Source organism: Geodermatophilus sp. SYSU D01036, assembly GCF_054050435.1.
The window spans coordinates 1-18508 of sequence record NZ_JBJGZJ010000024.1; the positions used below are offsets into that span (position 1 = coordinate 1).

The following is an 18508-nucleotide window of genomic DNA, read 5'->3' on the forward strand; positions in this document are numbered from 1 at the left end:
CCCGGCAGCGCCGGGGGTGGGGGTGGGTTATCCTGTGCCGGGTGTGGCACGCGCGGCGGGCGGGCCCCCCCGGGGGCCCCCCCCCCGGACTCGTCTCGCGGGCCGGTCAGTCCCGCCGGGCCTCCCCGCCGGCCTGCTCGCCGATCGCGTCCTCCTCGGGGTCGGCCGTCGCGAGCACGCCCGCGGCGAGGGTCTGCGCGACCTCCTGCAGCAGCGGGTGCCCCGCGAGGTCCTCGACGGGCACCGGCAGCGGCAGCGACCAGTTGGGCCGGTCGGTGGTGCCGGGCATGTTGGGCCGGCGCCGCACGGCGAGCGCGTCGTCGAGGGTGGCCGACAGCAGCAGCGACGGCGCCTGCCCGAGCAGCTCGTGCGCCCGCTTGACCGCCGCCTCCGGCTCCGCGTTCTCCTGCAGCCCCGGCAGCCGCTCCAGCAGCGACCGCCGGCCGCGCTCGAGCTCCTCGTCGCTGCCGGTGCCGTGCTCGCGCTGCTCCTCGACGTCGGCCCCGGTCCACAGCCCCGCCACCGTCGGCAGGTCGTGCGTGGTGATCGCGGCCATCGCCTCCTCGGGCCACTCGGCCGGGTCGTCGTCCTCGAACCACAGCAGCCGGTAGCTGAGGATGCCGTGCTCGGCCATGGCCTCCCGGACGCCGTCCTCGACCGTGCCCAGGTCCTCGCCGACGACGACCGCCTGCGCCCGGTGGCTCTCCAGCGCGACGATGTCCAGCAGGTCCTCGGCGGGGTAGCGGACGTAGGCGCCGTCGGCCGCGCTGCCGCCCGAGGGCACCCACCACAGCCGGAACAGGCCCATGACGTGGTCGATGCGCAGGCCGCCGGCGCCGGCCATCGTGGCGCGGATGGACTCGACGAACGGCTCGTAGTCCCACTCCTGCAGCCGCCACGGCACCAGCGGCGGGGAGCCCCAGTCCTGGCCCTGCGCGTTGAACTCGTCCGGCGGCGCCCCGACGGTCGCGCCCTGCGCGAGCACCCCCTGCCAGGTCCAGGCGTCGGCGCCGCCGCCGGCCACGCCGATCGGCAGGTCCTGGATGACCGTCATGCCCTCGGTGGCGCGCTCGAGCTGCAGCGCCAGGCACCACTGCAGCCAGGCGTGGAAGGCGACGTCGCGCTCGTGCTCGGCCGCGAAGGAGCCGACGGCGCCGCTGCGCGGGTCGCGCAGCTCCTCGGGCCAGGTGTGCCAGTCGGGGCCGTGGACGTCGGCCAGCGCGCACCAGGTGGCCCAGTCCTGCAGCTTCTGCCCCTGGTGCCACCACCAGTCGGGGAAGGCGGGGTCGTCGCCGCCGGTGGCGTCGAACACCCGGCGCAGGACCTCACGCTTGCGCGCCCAGATCGCGTCGCGGTCGATCAGGTCGCCCTCGGACAGGGCGCGGCCGGCGTCGCCGTCGAGGTCCACGCGGTCGGCGCCGGGGACCTCCTCGACGCGGAGGTAGACGGGGTTGCGGAAGCGGCGGGTGGCCGGCAGGTAGGGGCTGGCCTCCTGCTGCGGGGTCGGGGCGACGGCGTGCAGCGGGTTGACGAGCACGAAGCCCGCGCCCTGACCGGCGGCCATCTCGCGGACGGCGCGCAGGTCGGCGAGGTCGCCGATGCCCCAGCTGCCGCGGCTGCGGGTGGCGTAGAGCTGCACCGCCCACCCCCACGCGCGGTCCTCGGGCAGCCAGCACCGGCCGGGGGACACGACCAGCCGGCGCCGCGGGCCCCCGGGCTCCTGCAGCCAGTGGTAGCCCAGCGGGAAGTCGGCGGGCAGCTCGCCGTCGACGTGCCGGGTGGACCCGTCCTCGAGGGTCACCTCGGCCTCGTCGACCTCCAGGACGTCGCCGGGTCGGGCGACGATGGGCGCCCGGTGCTCGAGGTCCTCCGGCGGCTCGCCGATCACCTCCCGCAGGCGGTCGATGGTGGCCTGGGCGACCTCGTGTTCCTCGTCGAGGGCGTCGAGCCAGGTGGCGTCGATGCCCCAGCGGTCGGTGCTGCTGGTGCGTGTCACCCCCCGATCCTCACGGCGGGCCGGGCTGATCGCAGCGCAGGCGCGGCGTGGCGCCGCTCTCCTCCCGTCCCTCCCGGGCCGGCGGCGGTTCCGGCACCCGGCGGTCCTGTGGCCGCTGACCAGGCGCTGGGGTAGGCACGACCGGTGACCGTGATCGGCTTCCACAACTCGCACGAGCAGGTCCACCCGGCCGAGCTCCTGACCGCCTCGCAGCACGCCGAGGAGGTCGGGTTCACCGCGGCGATGTGCTCGGACCACCTGACGCCGTGGAACCCGCGGCAGGGGGAGTCGGGCTTCGCGTGGTCCTGGCTCGGCGCGGCGCTGGCCACCACCGGGCTGCCCTTCGGCGTGGTCAACGCCCCCGGGCAGCGCTACCACCCGGTGATCGTCGCGCAGGCGATCGCGACCCTCGGCGCGATGTTCCCCGGCCGGTTCTGGGCCGCGCTGGGGTCCGGCGAGGCGATGAACGAGCACGTCAGCGGGCACGTGTGGCCGAACAAGGACATCCGCGACGCGCGGCTGCGCGAGTGCGTCGACGTCATCCGCGCGCTGCTGGCCGGCGAGGAGGTCAGCCACGACGGGCTGGTCGTCGTCGACCGCGCGCAGATCTGGACGCTGCCCGAGCAGCAGCCCGCGCTCATCGCCCCCGCCGTCACCGCCCGCACCGCCGCCCGGCACGCCGAGTGGGCCGACGGGCTGGTCACCATCAACCAGCCGCACGACGTGCTGCGCGACGTCGTCTCGTCCTACCGGGACGCCGGGGGGCAGGGGACGCTGACCATCCAGGTGCACGTCTCCTGGGACCCCGACGAGGACCGCGCGCTGGGGATCGCGCACGACCAGTGGCGCAGCAACGTGTTCCCGCCGCCGCTGTGCTGGGACCTCGACACGACGACGGCCTTCGACCAGGCCAGCGCGCACGTGCGCCCCGAGGACGTGACGACGGCGGTGCGGGTGTCCTCCGACCTCGGGCAGCACGCCGCGTGGATCGCCGAGTACGTCGACCTCGGCTTCGACCAGGTCTACCTGCACCACGTGGGCAAGGAGCAGAAGCCGTTCCTCGACGCGTTCGGCGAGCACGTGCTGCCGCGGCTCGACGTCACCCGGCCCGCGCCGGCCGTCGCGGTCAACCCGCTGCGGCCGCACCAGGAGCCCCAGCCCGCCGTCCTGAAGTAGCCGCCCGAAGCGGCCCTGCACCGTCCGGTTGCCGCGCGGGGCCGTGATCGACAGGCTCGCCGGGTGCGGATCACGGACACGGCGGACCTCTGGTGGAAGACGGCGGTCGTGTACTGCCTCGACGTCGAGACGTTCATGGACTGGAACGGCGACGGGTGCGGGGACCTCGCGGGCCTGGCGCAGCGGATCGACCACCTCGCCGACCTCGGCGTCACCTGCCTGTGGCTGATGCCCTTCTACCCGACCGCCGAGCGCGACGACGGCTACGACATCACCGACTTCTACGGCGTCGACCCGCGGCTGGGCACGCACGGCGACCTGGTCGAGGTCATCCGCACGGCCAATGACCGCGGCATCCGGGTGATCGCCGACCTCGTCGTCAACCACACCTCGATCCGGCACCCCTGGTTCCAGCAGGGCCGGCAGAGCCGCGACGCGCCCTTCCACGACTTCTACGTGTGGCGCGACGACGAGCCGCCGGACACCTCCGACCAGGTCGTCTTCCCCGACCAGGAGGACTCGGTCTGGACGCGCAACGAGCCGACGGGGGAGTGGTACCTGCACCGGTTCTACAAGGAGCAGCCCGACCTCGACGTCACCAACCCGCGGGTGCGCGACGAGGTCGCCAAGCTCATGGGCTTCTGGCTGCAGCTGGGCCTGTCGGGCTTCCGCGTGGACGCCGTCCCGTTCTTCCTCGAGACCCAGGACGGCGCCGACGCCGAGCACTTCCCCGACCCGCACGAGTACCTGCGCGCGCTGCGCTCGCTGGTCGGCCGGCGCACCGGCAGCGGCGTGCTGCTCGGCGAGGTGAACCTGCCGCACGAGCAGCAGCGGGAGTTCTTCGGCGGCGACGACGGCGACGAGCTGACCATGCTGTTCGACTTCGTCGGCATGCAGGCGATGTACCTGTCGCTGGCCCGCGCCGACGCCGGCCCGCTGGTGCAGGCGCTCACCGGCCGCCCCGAGGTGGACCCCGACAGCCAGTGGGCGACGTTCGTCCGCAACCACGACGAGCTCACCCTCGACAAGCTCTCCGAGGACGAGCGCAAGGAGGTCTTCGCCGCCTTCGGCCCCGAGGAGCGGATGCAGGTCTACGGCCGCGGCCTGCGCCGCCGGCTGCCGCCGATGCTCGACGGCGACCCGCGGCGGGTGCGCATGGTCTACAGCCTCCTGTTCTCGCTGCCCGGCACGCCGGTGCTCTTCTACGGCGAGGAGATCGGCATGGGCGAGGACCTCGACGCCGAGGGCCGGCTCGCCGTCCGGACGCCGATGCAGTGGACCGCCGGGCGCAACGGCGGCTTCTCCACCGCCGACGCCGACCGGCTGCCCGGGCCCGTGGTCTCCGGCGGCTTCGCCCCGGAGTTCGTCAACGTCGCCGACCAGCGCCGCGACCCGGACTCGCTGCTGTCGTTCATGAAGCTGCTCATCCGCCGCTACCGCGAGTCGCCGGAGCTGGGCTGGGGCTCGTTCCGGGTGCTCGGGCAGCCGCACCCGGAGGTGCTCGCGCACGTCTGCGAGTGGGACGACGGCACGCTGGTCGCCGTGCACAACCTCGGCCCCGAGCCGCGCGTCGTGCCGCTCGTGCTCGACGGCTGCGACGCCTCGCACCGGTTGGAGGACCTGCTGGTCACCCGGGCCACGCCGATCGGCGACGACGGCGCGGTGGAGCTGGCGCTCGACGGCTACGGGTACCGCTGGCTGCGGGTGGTCGCCGAGGACAGCCGCCGGCTGCTCTGACGCCCCGTCATCCCGCGACGACGGGGCGTGGTCGCGCGCCGCGTCCTCCCGGTGCCGGACCGGCCGGTCCCGCCGCGCCCGGCCGACCTGCGCGGACCTGTCGGAGGGGCGGCCTAGCGTCGCCGGTGATGACCGAGCCCGCCGTCCCCGCGCACCCCGCCCCGCCGACCGCACCCGCGACCGCCCCCGTGCAGTACCCGCCCGGCGGCCCGGGTGCGGGCGGGGCGACCGCGGCCGGCCAGGCGTCCCCCGGAACCGCCGCCCCTGCCCCCGGCGGCCCTCCGGGCGGACCGGTGGCGGGTGGACCGGCGACGGGGGGACCGGCGACGGGCGCACCGGCGACGGGCGGCCCCGTGCCCGGCTCCGAGGGCGGCCCCCACCCGACCGGGCCGGTGACCGGGCGGCCGCCGGTGGTCCGGGCCCGCCGGGGCGACCCGCTGACCCGCATGGGCCCGTGGGCGCCGGCCGCCGGCGCGGTCCTCGGCCTGCTGGCCGGGGTGGTCGCCGTCCTGCTGCTCGGCGGGCGGGCCGAGGCGTTCGCCGAGCGCCTGGCGCTGGTGTTCCTCGTCGTCGGGCTGGTGATGCTCGGCGCGGCCGGGGCGCTGCTGGCCGACGAGGTGCGGCTGGTCCGCCGCGGCGCCCGGGAGGCCGCGGTGCGGCCGGCCTGGGTGGAGGCGACCGCGGGGTTGATCAACGGGCTGACCCCGGCCCGCCTGCTGCTCGGCTCCAGCGCGTTCGTGCTCTTCCTCGCCGCCTACACCGCCCGGTAGGGCGGCTCAGCCCACCGTGTCCGGGTCGCGCAGCGTGGCGGGGTCCAGCCGGCCCTCGACGATGTCGTCGGCGACGTCGTCGACCACCCGCCCGGTGGCGAAGGCGTGGGCGCGCAGCACGGTGAGGGTGTCCACGACGTCGAGGCCGAGCGCCACCGTGGCCACGCCGGTCGCCTGCCACACGCGGCTGCGGCGGCGGGCGTCGGGGGAGTCCCACCACCGGTGCCCGCCCTCGTCGGCCACCCCGCCGGAGGCCCGCACCAGCTCCTCGGTCAGGCACACGACGACCGCCTCGACGTCGTCGCGCGGGACGCCGGTGAGCGTGGCCAGCTCCCGCGCGTAGAGGTCGACGATCACCGTCGGTCCCAGCGGCGGGGCCAGCGGCACCGAGAACACCGCGCGGAACGGCGTCTCGCCGATCAGCGCCTCGTGCAGCTCGGGCCAGTTGCGGTGGATGTCCTCGATGTCGAAGACGATGGCGCTGCCGGTGTCGTGGGCGCGCAGGCACGGGCCGTCGCCGGCGGTGAACTGCAGCTGCTCGGCCCGCGAGGTGGTGCGGTCGCTGGCGCCGATCGGCGTCCGCACGCCGGCGCCCTCGTGGATGCTCAGCGCCGCGCCGTCCACCCGGACCGCCTCCGCGGCCGCCCGGGCCAGCCGGGAGGGCACCATCTCCGGGCCGTCCTCGCCGTCGCCGGGCGGGTCCTGCAGGGCGTCCAGGAACCGCGTCGCCGCATCACTCGCCGTCACCCGTCCACTCCCGTCGTCCTGGTCACCGGTCCTCCCCGGTGGCCACTTCCCGGACCTGCCCGTGCCGCGACTCGAGGTCACCTTGGTCCAGCGGCCCCGCGCGCACCACCCTGGGGTCCACCGCGCGGCGTCATCCGTAGGCCTGCACGGCGAGGACGACGGCCAGCCCCAGCCCGGCCAGCGCGATCAGCCGGCGGAGCAGGGTCTGCGGCACGCGCCGCACGACCCGCGGGCCGAGCCGGCCGCCGGCCAGGCAGCCCAGCGCCAGCGGCAGCGCGGCGCTCCAGGCCACCGGCGCGAGCACCACGAACCCGACGGCGGCCACCGCGTTCGCCGCCCCCAGGACGACGTTCTTGAGCGCGTTGCTGCGAGGCAGGCCCTCGCCGGTGCCCAGCAGCACCAGCGCGAGCAGCAGCACCCCGGCGGCGGCGCCGAAGTAGCCGCCGTAGACCCCGATGACGCCGGTGCCGGCGACCAGCCACCACGGGTCCCGGGCGCCGTGCAGCCGGCGGCCCTCCTCGGCCAGCTCGCCCGGCGGCCGCTGCAGCAGGATCGCCAGCGCCGCGCCGCCGATGAGCAGCGGGACCAGCCGCTCGAACGCCTCGGCGGGGGTGAGCAGCAGCAGCGCCGCGCCCGCCACCCCGCCGACCACCCCGGCGGCGGCCAGCGGCAGCAGCCGCCGGCCCTGCCCGGCCAGCTCCGGCCGGGACGCGCTCACCGACCCCACGCTGGTCAGCACCAGCGCGACGGTGTTGGTGACGTTGGCGGTCACCGGCGGCAGCCCGGTGGCCAGCAGCGCCGGGTAGCTCACCAGCGAGGCCAGCCCGGCGATGCTGCCGGCCAGCCCGGCGCCGAGCCCGGCGAGGACCAGCAGCAGCCACTCCAGCGCGTTCACCGGGCCACCAGCACGCCGATGGCGACGCAACCGAGCACGACGATCGCCGTCCGCAGGACCGCCGCGGGCAGCCGGCGGCCGTACCGGGCGCCGAGCGCCCCGCCCACCACGGAGCCGCCGGCGACCAGCCCGGCGGCAGCCCAGTCGACCCGGTCGGTCGCGAAGACGACGTAGGCCGTCGCCGCGACGGCGTTCACCGCGGCGCTGAGCACGTTCTTGAGCGCGTTGAGGCGCTGCAGCGGCTCCGCGAGCAGCAGCCCGAACACCCCCATCTGCAGCACGCCCTGGCTGGCGGCGAAGTAGCCGCCGTAGCTGCCGGTCGCGTACGCGCCGGCGACCAGGCCGGCCAGCCGCCACCCGTGCGGCGTCGCGCCGCCGTCGGTGCGGCGGGCGGCCAGCCGGCGGGTCAGCAGCGGCTGGACGGCGACCAGCACGACGGCCAGCCCGACCAGCACCGGCACCACCGCCTCGAACGCCGCCGCGGGCAGGTGCAGCAGCAGGACCGCGCCGGTCAGCGCGCCCAGCGCCGACGCCGGCAGCAGCCGCAGCACCAGTCCCCGCTGCCCGGCGAGCTCGCGGCGGTAGCCGACCGCGCCGCTGACGTTGCCCGGCACGAGCCCCAGCGTGTTGGACACGCTCGCGGTGACCGGCGGCAGCCCGGTGGCCAGCAGCACCGGGAAGGTGACCAGCGTCCCGGACCCGACGACGGCGTTGATCGCGCCCGCCGCGCCCCCGGCGGCGAGCACGGCGGCGATCTCCGCTCCGGTCATGCGCACATCGCCGTCGAGCCTGGCACGCCGGTCCCCGCGGCCCGGCCGCGGCTCCCGGACCGTGGTGGGATCGCCCCGTGACGGGGTCCCCAGCACGTCCGCCGGTCCACCTGCTGCGCGTCCCCTTCGACTCCGGCCACGAGGAGCGCCGGATGGGGGCGGGCCCGACGGCGCTGGTCCGCGGCGGGGCCGCCGGCCGGTTGCGCGGGCGCGGGCACGCCGTGACCGAGCAGGTGGTCGGCCCGGGGGACGCGTGGCGGGCCGAGCTGACGACGGCCTTCGAGCTCTGCCGGGCGGTCGCCTCGGCCGTGGCCACGGTCCGCCCGTCGGGGACGGTGCCGGTGCTGCTGTCCGGCAACTGCGGCACCACCCTCGGCGTCCTCGCCGGCCTGACCGGGTCCGGTCGGCGGATCGGGCTCGTCTGGCTCGACGCCCACGGCGACTTCAACACCCCCGAGGAGGACACCGGCGGGTTCCTCGACGGGCAGGGCCTGGCGGTCGTGGTCGGCCGCTGCTGGCGCGCGTTGGCCGCGCGCGTCCCGGGGTTCGTGCCGCTGGACCAGCGCGACGTCGTGCTCGCCGGCGCCCGCGACCTCTCCCCGGCGCAGCAGGCCGTCCTGCGGGCGTCGGGCGTCGCCTGGCTCCCGCCGGGGCGGGTGCGCGACGGCGCGGCGCTCGACGCCGCCCTGACCACCCTCGCCGCCCGCGTGGACGCCGTCCACCTGCACGTCGACCTCGACGTGTACGACCCGTCGATCGCCCCGGCCAACGACCACGCCGCGCCGGACGGGCTCGGCGCCGGCGACGTGCTCGACCTGCTGGAGCGGACGGCGTCGCGGCTGCCGGTGGTGTCGCTGACGCTGGCGTCCTACGACCCCGCCCTCGACCCGGCGGGGCGGCTGCGGGCGACGGCGCTGGACCTGCTCGAGGAGGTCTGCGCCCGCGCGACGCCGCTGCCGTCCTGAGGTCAGGCGTCCTTGCGGCCGGCGTCGACGACGCGCAGCACCAGCTCGCCGGCCTCGTCGGAGGCGGCCAGGTCGACCTCGGCGTCGATGCCCCAGTCGTGGTCGCCGGCCGGGTCGTCCAGGATCTGCCGCACCCTCCAGACGCCGGGCTCGCTGCGGTCCCAGACCAGCAGCGCCGGGCCGCGGGCGTCGGCGCCGGTGCCCACCTCGGCGTGCTCGGCGAAGTAGCCGCGGACCACCTCACCCCACCGCTCGGCGTCCCAGCCGGAGCCGGCGTCGAGCTCGCCGAGGTCGTACCAGCGGCGCCGCGCCCACAGCTGCACCCGGGCGAACAGCGCGTTGCGGACCATGGCGGTGAACGCCCGCTCGTTGCCGGTGAGCGGCCGGGCCCGCGCCGGGACGGCGACCGGCTCGTCCAGCGGCTGGTCCGGGCTGGTCAGCTGCTCCCACTCGTCGAGCAGGCTGGAGTCCACCTGCCGCACCAGCTCGCCGAGCCACTCGACGACGTCGGTGACCTCCTCGGTGCGGGCGGCCGCGGGCACGCCGGACCGCAGCGCCTTCACCGCGTCGGAGAGGTAGCGCAGCACCGCGCCCTCGGAGCGGGTCAGCCCGTAGGTGGACACCAGCTCCTTGAACGTCATCGCCCGCTCCCACGTCTCGCGGACGACGGACTTCGGCGAGGGGTGCGCGTCGGCGGCCCACGGGTTGCTGCGCACGTAGACGGCGAAGGCGTGCTCGAGCAGCTCCTCGAGCGGCTTCGGGTAGGTGACGTCCTCGAGCAGCTCGATCCGCTCGTCGTACTCGATGCCCTCGGCCTTCATCTGCGCGACCGCCTCGCCGCGCACCTTGTTCAGCTGCGCGGCCAGGATCTGCCGCGGGTCGTCGAGGGTGGCCTCCACGACGCTGACGACGTCGAGGGCGAAGGTGTCCGAGGCGGGGTCGAGCAGCTCGATCGCGGCGAGGGCGAACGTCGACAGCGGCTGGTTGAGCGCGAAGTCCGGCGGCAGGTCGACCGTCAGCCGGTGGCGCCGGCCGTCGGGCTCCGGCTCGGGCAGCCGCTCCAGCACGCCGGCCTGCAGCAGCGAGCGGGCGATGCCCACCGCCTCCCGGATCAGCCTGAGCTGCCGCTTGCGCGGCTCGTGGTTGTCGGTGAGCAGCCGGCGCAGCGCCGCGACCGGGTCGCCGGGCCGGTCGACGACGTCGAGCAGCATCGCCGTCGTCACGCGCATGTGGCTGGTCAGCGGCTCCGGCTCGGCGGCGACCAGGCGCTCCATGGTCGACTTCGACCACGGCACCATCCCCTCGGGGGCCTTCTTCCGGACCAGCTTGCGGCGCTTCTTCGGGTCGTCGGCGACCTTGGCGAACTGCCGGAGGTTCTCCACCTCGTGCTCGGGCGCCTGGACGACGACGGTGCCCGCGGTGTCGTAGCCCGCGCGCCCGGCCCGCCCGGCGATCTGGTGGAACTCGCGGGCGTTGAGCAGCCGGGTGCGGCTGCCGTCGTACTTGCTCAGCGCGGAGAACACGACGGTGCGGATGGGCACGTTGATGCCGACGCCGAGGGTGTCGGTGCCGCAGATGACCTTGAGCAGGCCGGCCTGGGCCAGCTGCTCCACCAGCCGCCGGTACTTGGGCAGCATCCCCGCGTGGTGGACGCCGATGCCGTGGCGCACCAGCCGCGACAGCGTCGTCCCGAAGGCCGAGGTGAACCGGAACCCGCCGATCGCGTCGGCGATGGCGGCCTTCTCCTCCTTGGTGCACACGTTGACGCTCATCAGCGCCTGCGCCCGCTCCAGCGCCTGGGCCTGGGTGAAGTGCACGACGTAGACCGGCGCCTGCCGCGTGTCCAGGAGCTCCTGGATGGTCTCGTGCGCCGGCGTCGTCGCGTACCAGTGGTGCAGGGGGACCGGGCGCTCGGCGCCGGCGACCAGCGCGGTGGGCCGGCCGGTGCGGCGGGTGAGGTCCTCCTGCAGCGCGTCGGTGTTGCCGAGCGTGGCGCTCATCAGCAGGAACTGCGCCCGGGGCAGCTCCAGCAGCGGCACCTGCCAGGCCCAGCCGCGGTCGGGGTCGCCGTAGAAGTGGAACTCGTCCATGACGACGAGGCCGATGTCGGCGTCGGCGCCCTCGCGCAGCGCCACGTTGGCGAGCACCTCGGCCGTGCAGGCGATGACCGGCGCGCCGGCGTTGACGCTCGCGTCGCCGGTGAGCATGCCGACGTTGGCCGCGCCGAACACCCCGCACAGCGCGAAGAACTTCTCGCTCACCAGGGCCTTGATCGGCGCGGTGTAGAAGCTGCGCCGCCCGGCCGCCATCGCCGCGTACTGCGCGCCGGTGGCGACCAGGGACTTGCCCGACCCGGTCGGCGTCGCGAGGACGACGTTCGCGCCGCTGACCAGCTCGATCAGCGCCTCCTCCTGGTGCGGGTACAGCGGCGTGCCGCCGTCCTCGGCCCAGGCCGCGAAGGAGGTGAACAGCTCGTCGGGGTCGCTGCCGCGCGCCCGGAGGGCGGTGAGGTCGCCGGGGTCGTCGAGCAGGGGGAGGGGCGCGGTCGCGGTCATCGTGAGGGACAGCGTGCCCGACGGTCCCGGCCTTCCCCGACGCCGGGGCGGCGTAACGAAACGGTCACGACTCGCCCGGTGGGGTGTGGCGCGGATCGCCTCCGCCCATCAAGGTGAACGGAAGGTGAACGGAAGGTGGATGCGACGCATGCTGGAGAAGAACTGCCCTGAGTGCCACTGGGTGACGGTGACCGACGCCGACGGGCGTCGCCGGATCGAGATGCGGTGGGGCTCGCCGCAGCCGGCCGCGAAGGCGCGGCCGCGGCGCGCGGCCTGAGGCCGCCCGGGTTCCGCGCGGGGACGCGCGGGTAGGCGGGTCGGCGAGGGCGGGACGGGGAGCAGACCCGCCCCGCCGGACCGCCAGCAGGAGGAGCCCCCCGTGTCGTCACCCCGCCCCGAGTCCCAGCCCGAGCAGCAGCAGACCCCGCCGGGCACGCTCGGCGAGATGGAGCCGAAGCCCGACCACGGTGAGGAGACCTACCGCGGGTCGGGCCGCCTGGCCGGCAAGGCCGCGGTCATCACCGGCGGCGACAGCGGCATCGGCCGCGCCGTCGCGATCGCCTTCGCCCGCGAGGGCGCCGACGTGCTCATCTCGTACCTCTCCGAGCACGAGGACGCCGAGGACACGAAGAAGTACGTCGAGGAGGCCGGCCGCCGGTGCGTGCTGGTGCCCGGTGACCTCTCCGACCGGGCGCACGCCAAGACGATCATCCCGAAGGCCGTCGAGGAGTTCGGCAAGGTCGACGTCCTGGTGAACAACGCCGCCTTCCAGATGTCGCACGACAGCCTGGAGGAGGTCTCCGACGAGGAGTGGGACCACACGGTGGCCACCAACCTCACCGCGATGTTCACCCTCTGCAAGGACGTGATCCCGCACATGCCGTCGGGCGGGTCGATCATCAACTCGTCGTCGGTGAACTCCGACATGCCGAGCCCGAGCCTCGCGCCCTACGCCATGACCAAGGCCGGCATCGCGAACTTCACCGCGAGCCTCGCGCAGATGTACGCCGAGAAGGGCATCCGGGCCAACAGCGTCGCGCCCGGGCCGGTCTGGACGCCGCTGATCCCCGCGACCATGCCCGAGGAGAAGGTGGCCAGCTTCGGCCAGCAGGTGCCGATGGGCCGCGCCGGTCAGCCGGCCGAGCTCGCGCCGGTGTACGTGCTGCTGGCCAGCGACGAGGCGTCCTACGTGTCGGGCGCACGCGTCGCGGTGACCGGCGGCAACCCCATCCTGTAGCGCCGTCCGCGGATGATCAGCTGAGCTCACGCTGACGCGTCCTGGCTCACCGTCGGCGGTGTGCCAGGACGCGGCACGATCAGGTCACCTGATCGTGCGTGCCAGCGCGGCGACGTCGGCCGGGCGCACCCGGCAGCAGCCGCCGACCAGCCGCGCGCCGGCGGCCACCCACGCCGCGGCGTCGCCGGGGTCGATGCCACCGGTGCCCGTCCAGCGCCGGGCCGCGGCGTCCCACCCCTCGCCGCTGTTCGGGTACGCGACCAGCGGCACCCCCGCGGCCGCCGCGGCCGCCAGCGCCGGGAGCACCCCGGCCGGGTCGGTGCAGTTGACGCCGACGGCGACCACCTCGGGCACGCCACGCGCCAGCGCGAACACCTCCGCCGCGCGCTCGCCGCGGCGGGTGCGCGCCACGCCGTCGGCGCCGACGACGGTGGTCAGCGACAGCCACACCGGCACGCCCCGCGACGTCGCCTCGGCCAGCACCGCCTCCACCTCGGCGGCGGCCGGCAGCGTCTCGCAGGCCAGCACGTCGGCGCCGGCGTCGGCGAGCGCGGCCATCCGCGGCCGGTGGAACGCGCGCAGCCGGTCGACGCCGACCTCCGCCACGTACGCGCCGGTGTATTCGGAGCCGTCGGCCAGCGCGGCGCCGTACGGCCCGACCGACCCGGCCACCCACGCGCCCGGCGCCCCCTCCCGGGCCAGCGCCACCGAGCGGGCGACCAGCGCCAGCGCCTCGTCCCGGTCCACGCCCACCGCGGCGAACCCCTCGACGGTCGCCTGGTAGCTCGCCGTCGTCGCCACCTGCGCCCCGGCGGCCGCGAAGGCGGCGTGCGCGGCGACGACGGCCCCCGGGTCGTCGCGCAGCAGCCGCGCCGACCACAGCACCGACGTGACGTCGTGCCCGTGGGCCTCGAGCTCGGTGGACAGGCCGCCGTCGAGCAGGACCGGGCCGGCGGCGAGCGCGGCGGGCAGGGAGGTCACCGCCCCATCGTCCTCAGGAGGGCCGGTACGGCGGCGCCACGCCCCAGCCCCACCGCGGGACCGGGGCGTGCTCGACGACGGCGGCGCCGTCCTGCGAGTTGGCCAGCGCCAGGCGGGTGCCCCACTCGACGTAGCCGACGAAGGCCGCGCGGAACTCGGGGTCGTCGGGCAGGCCGGCGTCGTCGGCGGCGCGGCTCATCAGCGTGGCGAACCGGAACCGCTGCTCGGGCACCAGCCGCAGCCCGCGGTGGTGGGCGAGCATCCGCTCGTAGCCGCCGAGCTGCTCGGAGTAGAGCGCCGGGCCGCCGAACACCTCGCACCACCAGGCGGTGACGTGCGCGCGGTGCGCCTCGGACACGCCGCCGGGGAACAGCGGGCCGAGCAGGTCGTCCCGCTCGACCCGGTCGTAGAACGCGTCGATCAGGCGCCGGAAGGCCGGGGCGCCGCCGGCCCACTCGTAGAGCGTGGGTGGCACGCCGGCCAGCGCACCACGGCCCCCGCCGGCGGGGAAGGACTCAGCGCGCGAGGCGGTAGTGGGACAGGACGACGCCAGTCGTCGTCGGCACCGACTCGACCAGCTCCCAGCGCAGGTGCGCCCCGGCCGGGAACAGGGTGCGGCCGCTGCCCAGGGCGACCGGCGCGACGGCGAGCCACGCGTCGTCGACCAGGCCGGCCGGGAGGAGGGTGGCCAGCAGGTCGGGGCTGCCGAGCACGGTGAGGTCGGTGTCGACGGTCGCCTTGAGCTCGGCGACGGTCGCGGCGGCGTCGCCGGCGAGGACCGTGGTGTTCGCCCACGTCGGCGCGTAGCCCGGGTCCCGGGTGGCGACGTACTTCCGCTTCGCGTCGAGCACCGGGCCGAACGGGTTGTCGGTGGTGCCCGCCCACGCGGCCTGCAGCGACTCGAAGGTGCGCCGGCCGAACAACATGGCGCCCTCGCGCGCCATGCCGCGGCCCATGACCTCGCCGAGGACGCCGTCGGGATAGGGCGCGAACCAGCCGCCGTGGGTGAACCCGCCGCGGGTGTCCTCGTCCGGTGCGGCCGGCGCCTGCACGACGCCGTCCAGGCTGACGTTCTCGACGATGCTGATCCTGCCCACGGCTCCTCCTCGGACGCAGTGCTACGGATTCAGTAGTAGCGACTACGTCTGACAAAGTGCAAGGGGTAGCCTCGACCGCGTGCCGGACCGCCGCAGCTACGACGACCCGTGCGGGGTCGCCCGCGCCCTCGACGTCGTGGGGGAGCGGTGGGCGCTGCTCGTCGTCCGCGAGCTGCTGCTCGGTCCGAAGCGCTACACCGACCTGGCGCGCGGGCTGCCCGGCAGCAGCCCGACCGTGCTGAGCCAGCGGCTGCGCGACCTGGAGGCGGCCGGGGTCGTCACGCGGCCGGTGGCCGGGCCACCGGTCGGCGGGCGGGTCTATGCCCTCACCCCCCGCGGGCGCGAGCTCGAGGACGTGCTGCTCGCGCTCGGCCGGTGGGGCTCGCGCACGGTGCAGACCTCGGCCGGGGACCTGGGCACCGACGCGTTCGTGCTCGCGCTGCGCACCGTCGCCGACCCCTCCCGGCTGGCCGGCTGGTCGGCGCGGGTGGAGCTCGCGGTCGACGACCCCGCGGCGCCCGACCGGGTCACGCTCACCGTCGCCGACGGCCGGCTGTCGGCCGTCCGCGGCACGGCCGGCGCCCCCGACGCCGTCCTGGCCGGCCCGCCGGCGGTGCTCCGCCCGGTCGCCTTCGGACGCCGGTCCCTCGACGACGCCCTGGCCGCCGGGGACCTGCGCGTCGACGGCGACGTCGACGTGGTGCGCCGGCTGCTGGGCGCGCTCGTCCCACCGGTCCCGGCCTGACCTCCGCGAGCACGGGCCTCCCTGGCCGACACGCCGGGCACCGCCGGCGTGTCCCCACCGCGGGGCCGTGATCGCGGGGACGAGGCGCGTCGGTGAGACTGGGCGGGTGCCCGGCAGCGACGACACCAGCGGCGACCTCCCGGTCACCGGCTCCCTCGTCGTCCCCGCCGCGGCGCTGGGCTGGCGCTTCTCGCGGTCCTCGGGGCCCGGCGGGCAGGGCGTCAACACCGCCGACTCCCGCGTCGAGCTGTCGGTCGCGCCGCTGGAGCTGCGCGGGCTGACCGACGCGCAGCGGCAGCGGCTGACCGAGCGGCTGGGCCCGCGGCTGGTCGACGGCGTCCTGACCATCACGGCGAGCGAGCACCGCCAGCAGCTGCGCAACCGGGCCGCCGCGCGCGAGCGGCTGGCCGCGGTGCTGCGCGCCGCCCTGGCCGCCCCGCCCCCGCCGCGCCGGCGCACGAAGCCGACCCGCGGCTCGCAGGAGCGGCGGATCGCGGAGAAGAAGCGGCGCGGCGAGCTCAAGCGCCGCCGCGGCAGCTGGGAGTAGCGCTCCTAGAGCTCCGGCATCGGCACGCCCGGCGGCCGGACGGCCACCCACAGCGGCAGCTGCCCGTCGGCCGAGCGGGTCGCCGTCGTCACCTCGAAGCCCAGCCCGCGGGCGAAGCGCACCACCGCCCAGGCGGGGGCGACCAGCGCGGCGGGCACGCCCTCGGCGTCGCAGCGGGCCAGCACCGGCGCGAGCACCGCGCCGCCCAGGCCGCGACGGCGCGAGCGCGGCCGGGTGGCCAGCGCGCGCAGCCGCCAGTGCGGACCCTCGGGCAGCGCGGCGGCGAGCTCGGCCTCGGTGCGGGCGACGGCGTCGGCGCGGTCGGCGTGCAGCCGCGGCACCTCCCGCTCCAGCGCCGCGCGGACGTCGGCCGGCACCGGTGTCGCGGCCCCGGCGGGAGCCACCCAGGAGGCGACGGCGTCGACGTCCTCGCTGACCCAGGTGGTGCCGGTGGCGACCCCGCGGTGCCCGGCGTCGAGCTCGGCCAGCCGGGTGAGCCGCTGTGTGCGCCCGTCCAGCGGCAGCGCCCAGCGCACCCACCGCGACTCGGCCAGCGCCACGGTGACGGTGGCGGCGATGCGCGGCACGTCGCGCGGCTCGGCCTCCCGGACCACCGGGACGCCGACGTGGACCGTCGGCCCGGGTTCGCTCATGGCAGCCATGACACCACGGCGCGCGCACGGCCCGGCCACGCCCGTGGGGCCGGCCCCGAGACGGGCCCGGCCCCACGGGGCGTGTGTCGGACTCACACGTCGAAGCCGGCGCGGTCGACCTTGCGGTGGTAGCGGGTACCGAGCCTGCCGCCCAGGATCGCGCCGAGCAGCATGACCAGGAGCGCGGCGATGCCGGCGACGATCCCGGCGGTGGTCAGGGTGTCCCCGCTGATCGGGATGCTGGGCAGGTTCAGCTGCGAGAGCACGTCGTACTCCGAGCCGAGCGCCGCGCCGAGGACGGCGAGGACGACGACGACCAGCAGGCCGATCACCCACACGGCGATGCCCTGCCGGACCCCGTCGAAGCGGGCCATGCGCCCGGCGACGTAGCCGCCGGCGAGATGGGCCAGGAACAGCACGACCAGCAGCGTGATGCCGCCGATGACGCCGATGGTGTCGGCCTGTGCAGGGGTCTGGTCGGCGGCCTGGTCGGCGGTGGACGCCTGGGTCAGGCCGAAGGCGACGCCGGCGGCGGACAGCAGGGCCAGCAGGATCACGGCCAGACCGTTGGCGGACAGCCAGCCGAAGGAGGCCGCTCCCCACGTGACGCCGCCGAAGCGCTCGTGCTGCGCGTCGACGGCGTCACGGGCCTTGCCGCGGGTGGCCGACGCACCGACCGAGCCGGAGGTGGCGTCGCCGCCGAGAGAGGAGCTCGCGGTGCCTTCCTGAGGGGACCGGGGAGTGCGGGTGCGGACCGGCCGACGGGCCGGCCGGTCCGCGGTGGGGTCAGCGGCGACGGGTCGTCGGGTCGACGTCGCCGTCGACCTCGATCTGCTCCTTGCGCACCTGCTCGGTGACCTGCTGCTGCTCGGTCACCGTCTGGGTGTCGAGGCGGATGCGCTCGACCGGCGTGGCCTCCTTGGACACCACGGGGCGCTCGGCGTGCAGGACGACCTCGTGCTCCTCCTCGGAGATGGCCGGCCCGTCCATCGCGTTGCCGATGTTGGCGTCGGTGATGGGCTCGCGCTCGACCCGGACCTCCTCGTGGGAGACGGGGACGGTCTGGCTCACGTTCTCCGTGACGACGTACTTCCGCAGCCGCGCCCGGCCGGCCTCGACGCGCTGGGTGCCCACGGTGAGGTGTTCCTCGGAGCGGGTCATGGCGTTGTCGGTCGTCGGGCCCGAGGTGTCGCGGCCGACGACGCCCTCCTGGCCGCTGAGGTCGGCTCGGCCACCGGTCGTCGTCCCGGTCGTCGTCCCGGTCGTCATCGCCTGACCGGTCGCGGTGCCCGAGGTGCCCAGGCCGTAGTAGCGGTAGAGCTCCTGCTCCTCCTGCGGCGACAGGTGGCCGGCGGAGACGTCGACGTGCGGGGCGCCCTTGACCTTCGCCTTGTCGTAGGGGACGCGCAGCTCGCCGCCGGAGACCGTGGCGTCGGCCAGGGGGACGAAGGCCTCCTTGGTGCCGAACAGGCCGGTGCGGACGGTCGCCCACTCGGGACGGCCGGTCTCGTCGTCGAGGAAGACCTCGCCGACGCTGCCGTGCTTGCCGTCGGGGCCGACGGCGGTGCTGCCGATGACGTCGCTGATCTGCCGGTCGTCGATCACGTGCGCTCCTCGCGGAAGGGGGTGGGGGATCG

The 18508-nt window shown here is 76.0% G+C and carries 19 protein-coding genes; 8 read left to right on the top strand and 11 right to left on the bottom strand.

The genetic code is table 11. The features are described 5' to 3' along the window. Window positions 1-106: 106 nt before the first annotated feature. A complete protein-coding gene (malQ, locus tag ACI8AR_RS19310) occupies window positions 107-1996 on the bottom strand; it encodes a 4-alpha-glucanotransferase (protein WP_457052431.1) in 1890 nt (629 codons plus the stop codon). Between the two features lie 144 nt (window positions 1997-2140). On the opposite strand from malQ, the gene ACI8AR_RS19315 reads away from it, so the two are divergent. The 3 genes from ACI8AR_RS19315 (at window position 2141) to ACI8AR_RS19325 (ending at window position 5679) form a co-directional block, all read left to right on the top strand. Further along, on the top strand, window positions 2141-3172 hold the full coding sequence (locus tag ACI8AR_RS19315; protein ID WP_457052432.1) for a TIGR03885 family FMN-dependent LLM class oxidoreductase: 1032 nt from the start codon (window positions 2141-2143) through the stop codon (window positions 3170-3172). 63 nt (window positions 3173-3235) lie between these two features. Next, a complete protein-coding gene (locus ACI8AR_RS19320; protein ID WP_457052433.1) occupies window positions 3236-4909 on the top strand; it encodes an alpha-amylase family protein in 1674 nt (557 codons plus the stop codon). A 353-nt stretch (window positions 4910-5262) separates the two neighbouring features. Further along, complete coding sequence (locus tag ACI8AR_RS19325; protein ID WP_457052434.1) at window positions 5263-5679, top strand: hypothetical protein; 417 nt, start codon at window positions 5263-5265, stop codon at window positions 5677-5679. Between the two features lie 6 nt (window positions 5680-5685). On the opposite strand, the gene ACI8AR_RS19330 is transcribed toward ACI8AR_RS19325, so the two are convergent. From ACI8AR_RS19330 to ACI8AR_RS19340, 3 genes are all read right to left on the bottom strand, one after another. Beyond that, window positions 5686-6426 carry a hypothetical protein gene (locus ACI8AR_RS19330; protein ID WP_457052435.1) on the bottom strand — a complete coding sequence of 247 codons (741 nt, stop codon included), beginning with the start codon at window positions 6424-6426 and terminating at the stop codon, window positions 5686-5688. Window positions 6427-6556: 130 nt separating this feature from the next. Then, entirely contained in the window at window positions 6557-7321 is a 765-nt protein-coding gene (locus tag ACI8AR_RS19335; protein ID WP_457052436.1) for a sulfite exporter TauE/SafE family protein, read from the bottom strand. Then, entirely contained in the window at window positions 7318-8091 is a 774-nt protein-coding gene (locus ACI8AR_RS19340; RefSeq protein ID WP_457052437.1) for a sulfite exporter TauE/SafE family protein, read from the bottom strand. Before ACI8AR_RS19340 ends, ACI8AR_RS19335 begins: the two co-directional genes overlap by 4 nt. A 77-nt stretch (window positions 8092-8168) precedes the next feature. On the opposite strand from ACI8AR_RS19340, the gene ACI8AR_RS19345 reads away from it, so the two are divergent. Continuing rightward, entirely contained in the window at window positions 8169-9056 is an 888-nt protein-coding gene (locus ACI8AR_RS19345) for an arginase family protein (RefSeq protein ID WP_457052438.1), read from the top strand. 2 nt (window positions 9057-9058) lie between these two features. On the opposite strand, the gene ACI8AR_RS19350 is transcribed toward ACI8AR_RS19345, so the two are convergent. Continuing rightward, entirely contained in the window at window positions 9059-11611 is a 2553-nt protein-coding gene (locus ACI8AR_RS19350; RefSeq protein WP_457052439.1) for a DEAD/DEAH box helicase, read from the bottom strand. A 139-nt stretch (window positions 11612-11750) separates the two neighbouring features. Between ACI8AR_RS19350 and ACI8AR_RS19355 the strand changes: the two genes are divergently transcribed. Both ACI8AR_RS19355 and ACI8AR_RS19360 read left to right on the top strand, forming a co-directional pair. Beyond that, the gene (locus tag ACI8AR_RS19355; protein ID WP_457052440.1) at window positions 11751-11888 is read left to right on the top strand and encodes a hypothetical protein; all 138 of its coding nucleotides are present in this window, start codon (window positions 11751-11753) and stop codon (window positions 11886-11888) included. Between the two features lie 102 nt (window positions 11889-11990). Further along, window positions 11991-12848, top strand: coding sequence for an SDR family oxidoreductase (locus ACI8AR_RS19360; RefSeq protein WP_457052441.1), 858 nt, complete (start codon window positions 11991-11993; stop codon window positions 12846-12848). A gap of 84 nt (window positions 12849-12932) precedes the next feature. On the opposite strand, the gene mmuM is transcribed toward ACI8AR_RS19360, so the two are convergent. From mmuM to ACI8AR_RS19375, 3 genes are read right to left on the bottom strand one after another with little or no spacing between them, the layout of a single operon-like run. Next, the gene (gene mmuM, locus ACI8AR_RS19365) at window positions 12933-13829 is read right to left on the bottom strand and encodes a homocysteine S-methyltransferase (RefSeq protein WP_457052442.1); all 897 of its coding nucleotides are present in this window, start codon (window positions 13827-13829) and stop codon (window positions 12933-12935) included. A 13-nt stretch (window positions 13830-13842) separates the two neighbouring features. Next, a complete protein-coding gene (locus tag ACI8AR_RS19370; protein ID WP_457052443.1) occupies window positions 13843-14304 on the bottom strand; it encodes a group II truncated hemoglobin in 462 nt (153 codons plus the stop codon). Between the two features lie 40 nt (window positions 14305-14344). Continuing rightward, the gene (locus tag ACI8AR_RS19375) at window positions 14345-14926 is read right to left on the bottom strand and encodes a dihydrofolate reductase family protein (RefSeq protein WP_457052444.1); all 582 of its coding nucleotides are present in this window, start codon (window positions 14924-14926) and stop codon (window positions 14345-14347) included. A 79-nt stretch (window positions 14927-15005) separates the two neighbouring features. On the opposite strand from ACI8AR_RS19375, the gene ACI8AR_RS19380 reads away from it, so the two are divergent. Together ACI8AR_RS19380 and arfB are read left to right on the top strand one after the other, a co-directional pair. Continuing rightward, window positions 15006-15671 (top strand): winged helix-turn-helix transcriptional regulator, encoded by a 666-nt coding sequence (locus ACI8AR_RS19380; protein ID WP_457052445.1) that lies wholly within the window; start codon window positions 15006-15008, stop codon window positions 15669-15671. A gap of 106 nt (window positions 15672-15777) precedes the next feature. Further along, entirely contained in the window at window positions 15778-16218 is a 441-nt protein-coding gene (arfB, locus tag ACI8AR_RS19385) for an alternative ribosome rescue aminoacyl-tRNA hydrolase ArfB (protein ID WP_457052446.1), read from the top strand. Between the two features lie 5 nt (window positions 16219-16223). Here the strand turns inward: arfB and ACI8AR_RS19390 are convergent, their stop codons facing one another. The 3 genes from ACI8AR_RS19390 to ACI8AR_RS19400 all read right to left on the bottom strand — a co-directional run bounded on the left by ACI8AR_RS19390 (window position 16224) and on the right by ACI8AR_RS19400 (window position 18476). Further along, window positions 16224-16871, bottom strand: a complete 648-nt coding sequence (locus ACI8AR_RS19390) for an N-acetyltransferase (protein ID WP_457052447.1) — start codon at window positions 16869-16871, stop codon at window positions 16224-16226. 92 nt (window positions 16872-16963) lie between these two features. Next, window positions 16964-17428, bottom strand: a complete 465-nt coding sequence (locus ACI8AR_RS19395) for a hypothetical protein (protein WP_457052448.1) — start codon at window positions 17426-17428, stop codon at window positions 16964-16966. Window positions 17429-17657: 229 nt separating this feature from the next. After that, window positions 17658-18476, bottom strand: a complete 819-nt coding sequence (locus ACI8AR_RS19400; RefSeq protein ID WP_457052449.1) for a DUF2382 domain-containing protein — start codon at window positions 18474-18476, stop codon at window positions 17658-17660. Between the last annotated feature and the right edge of the window lie 32 nt (window positions 18477-18508).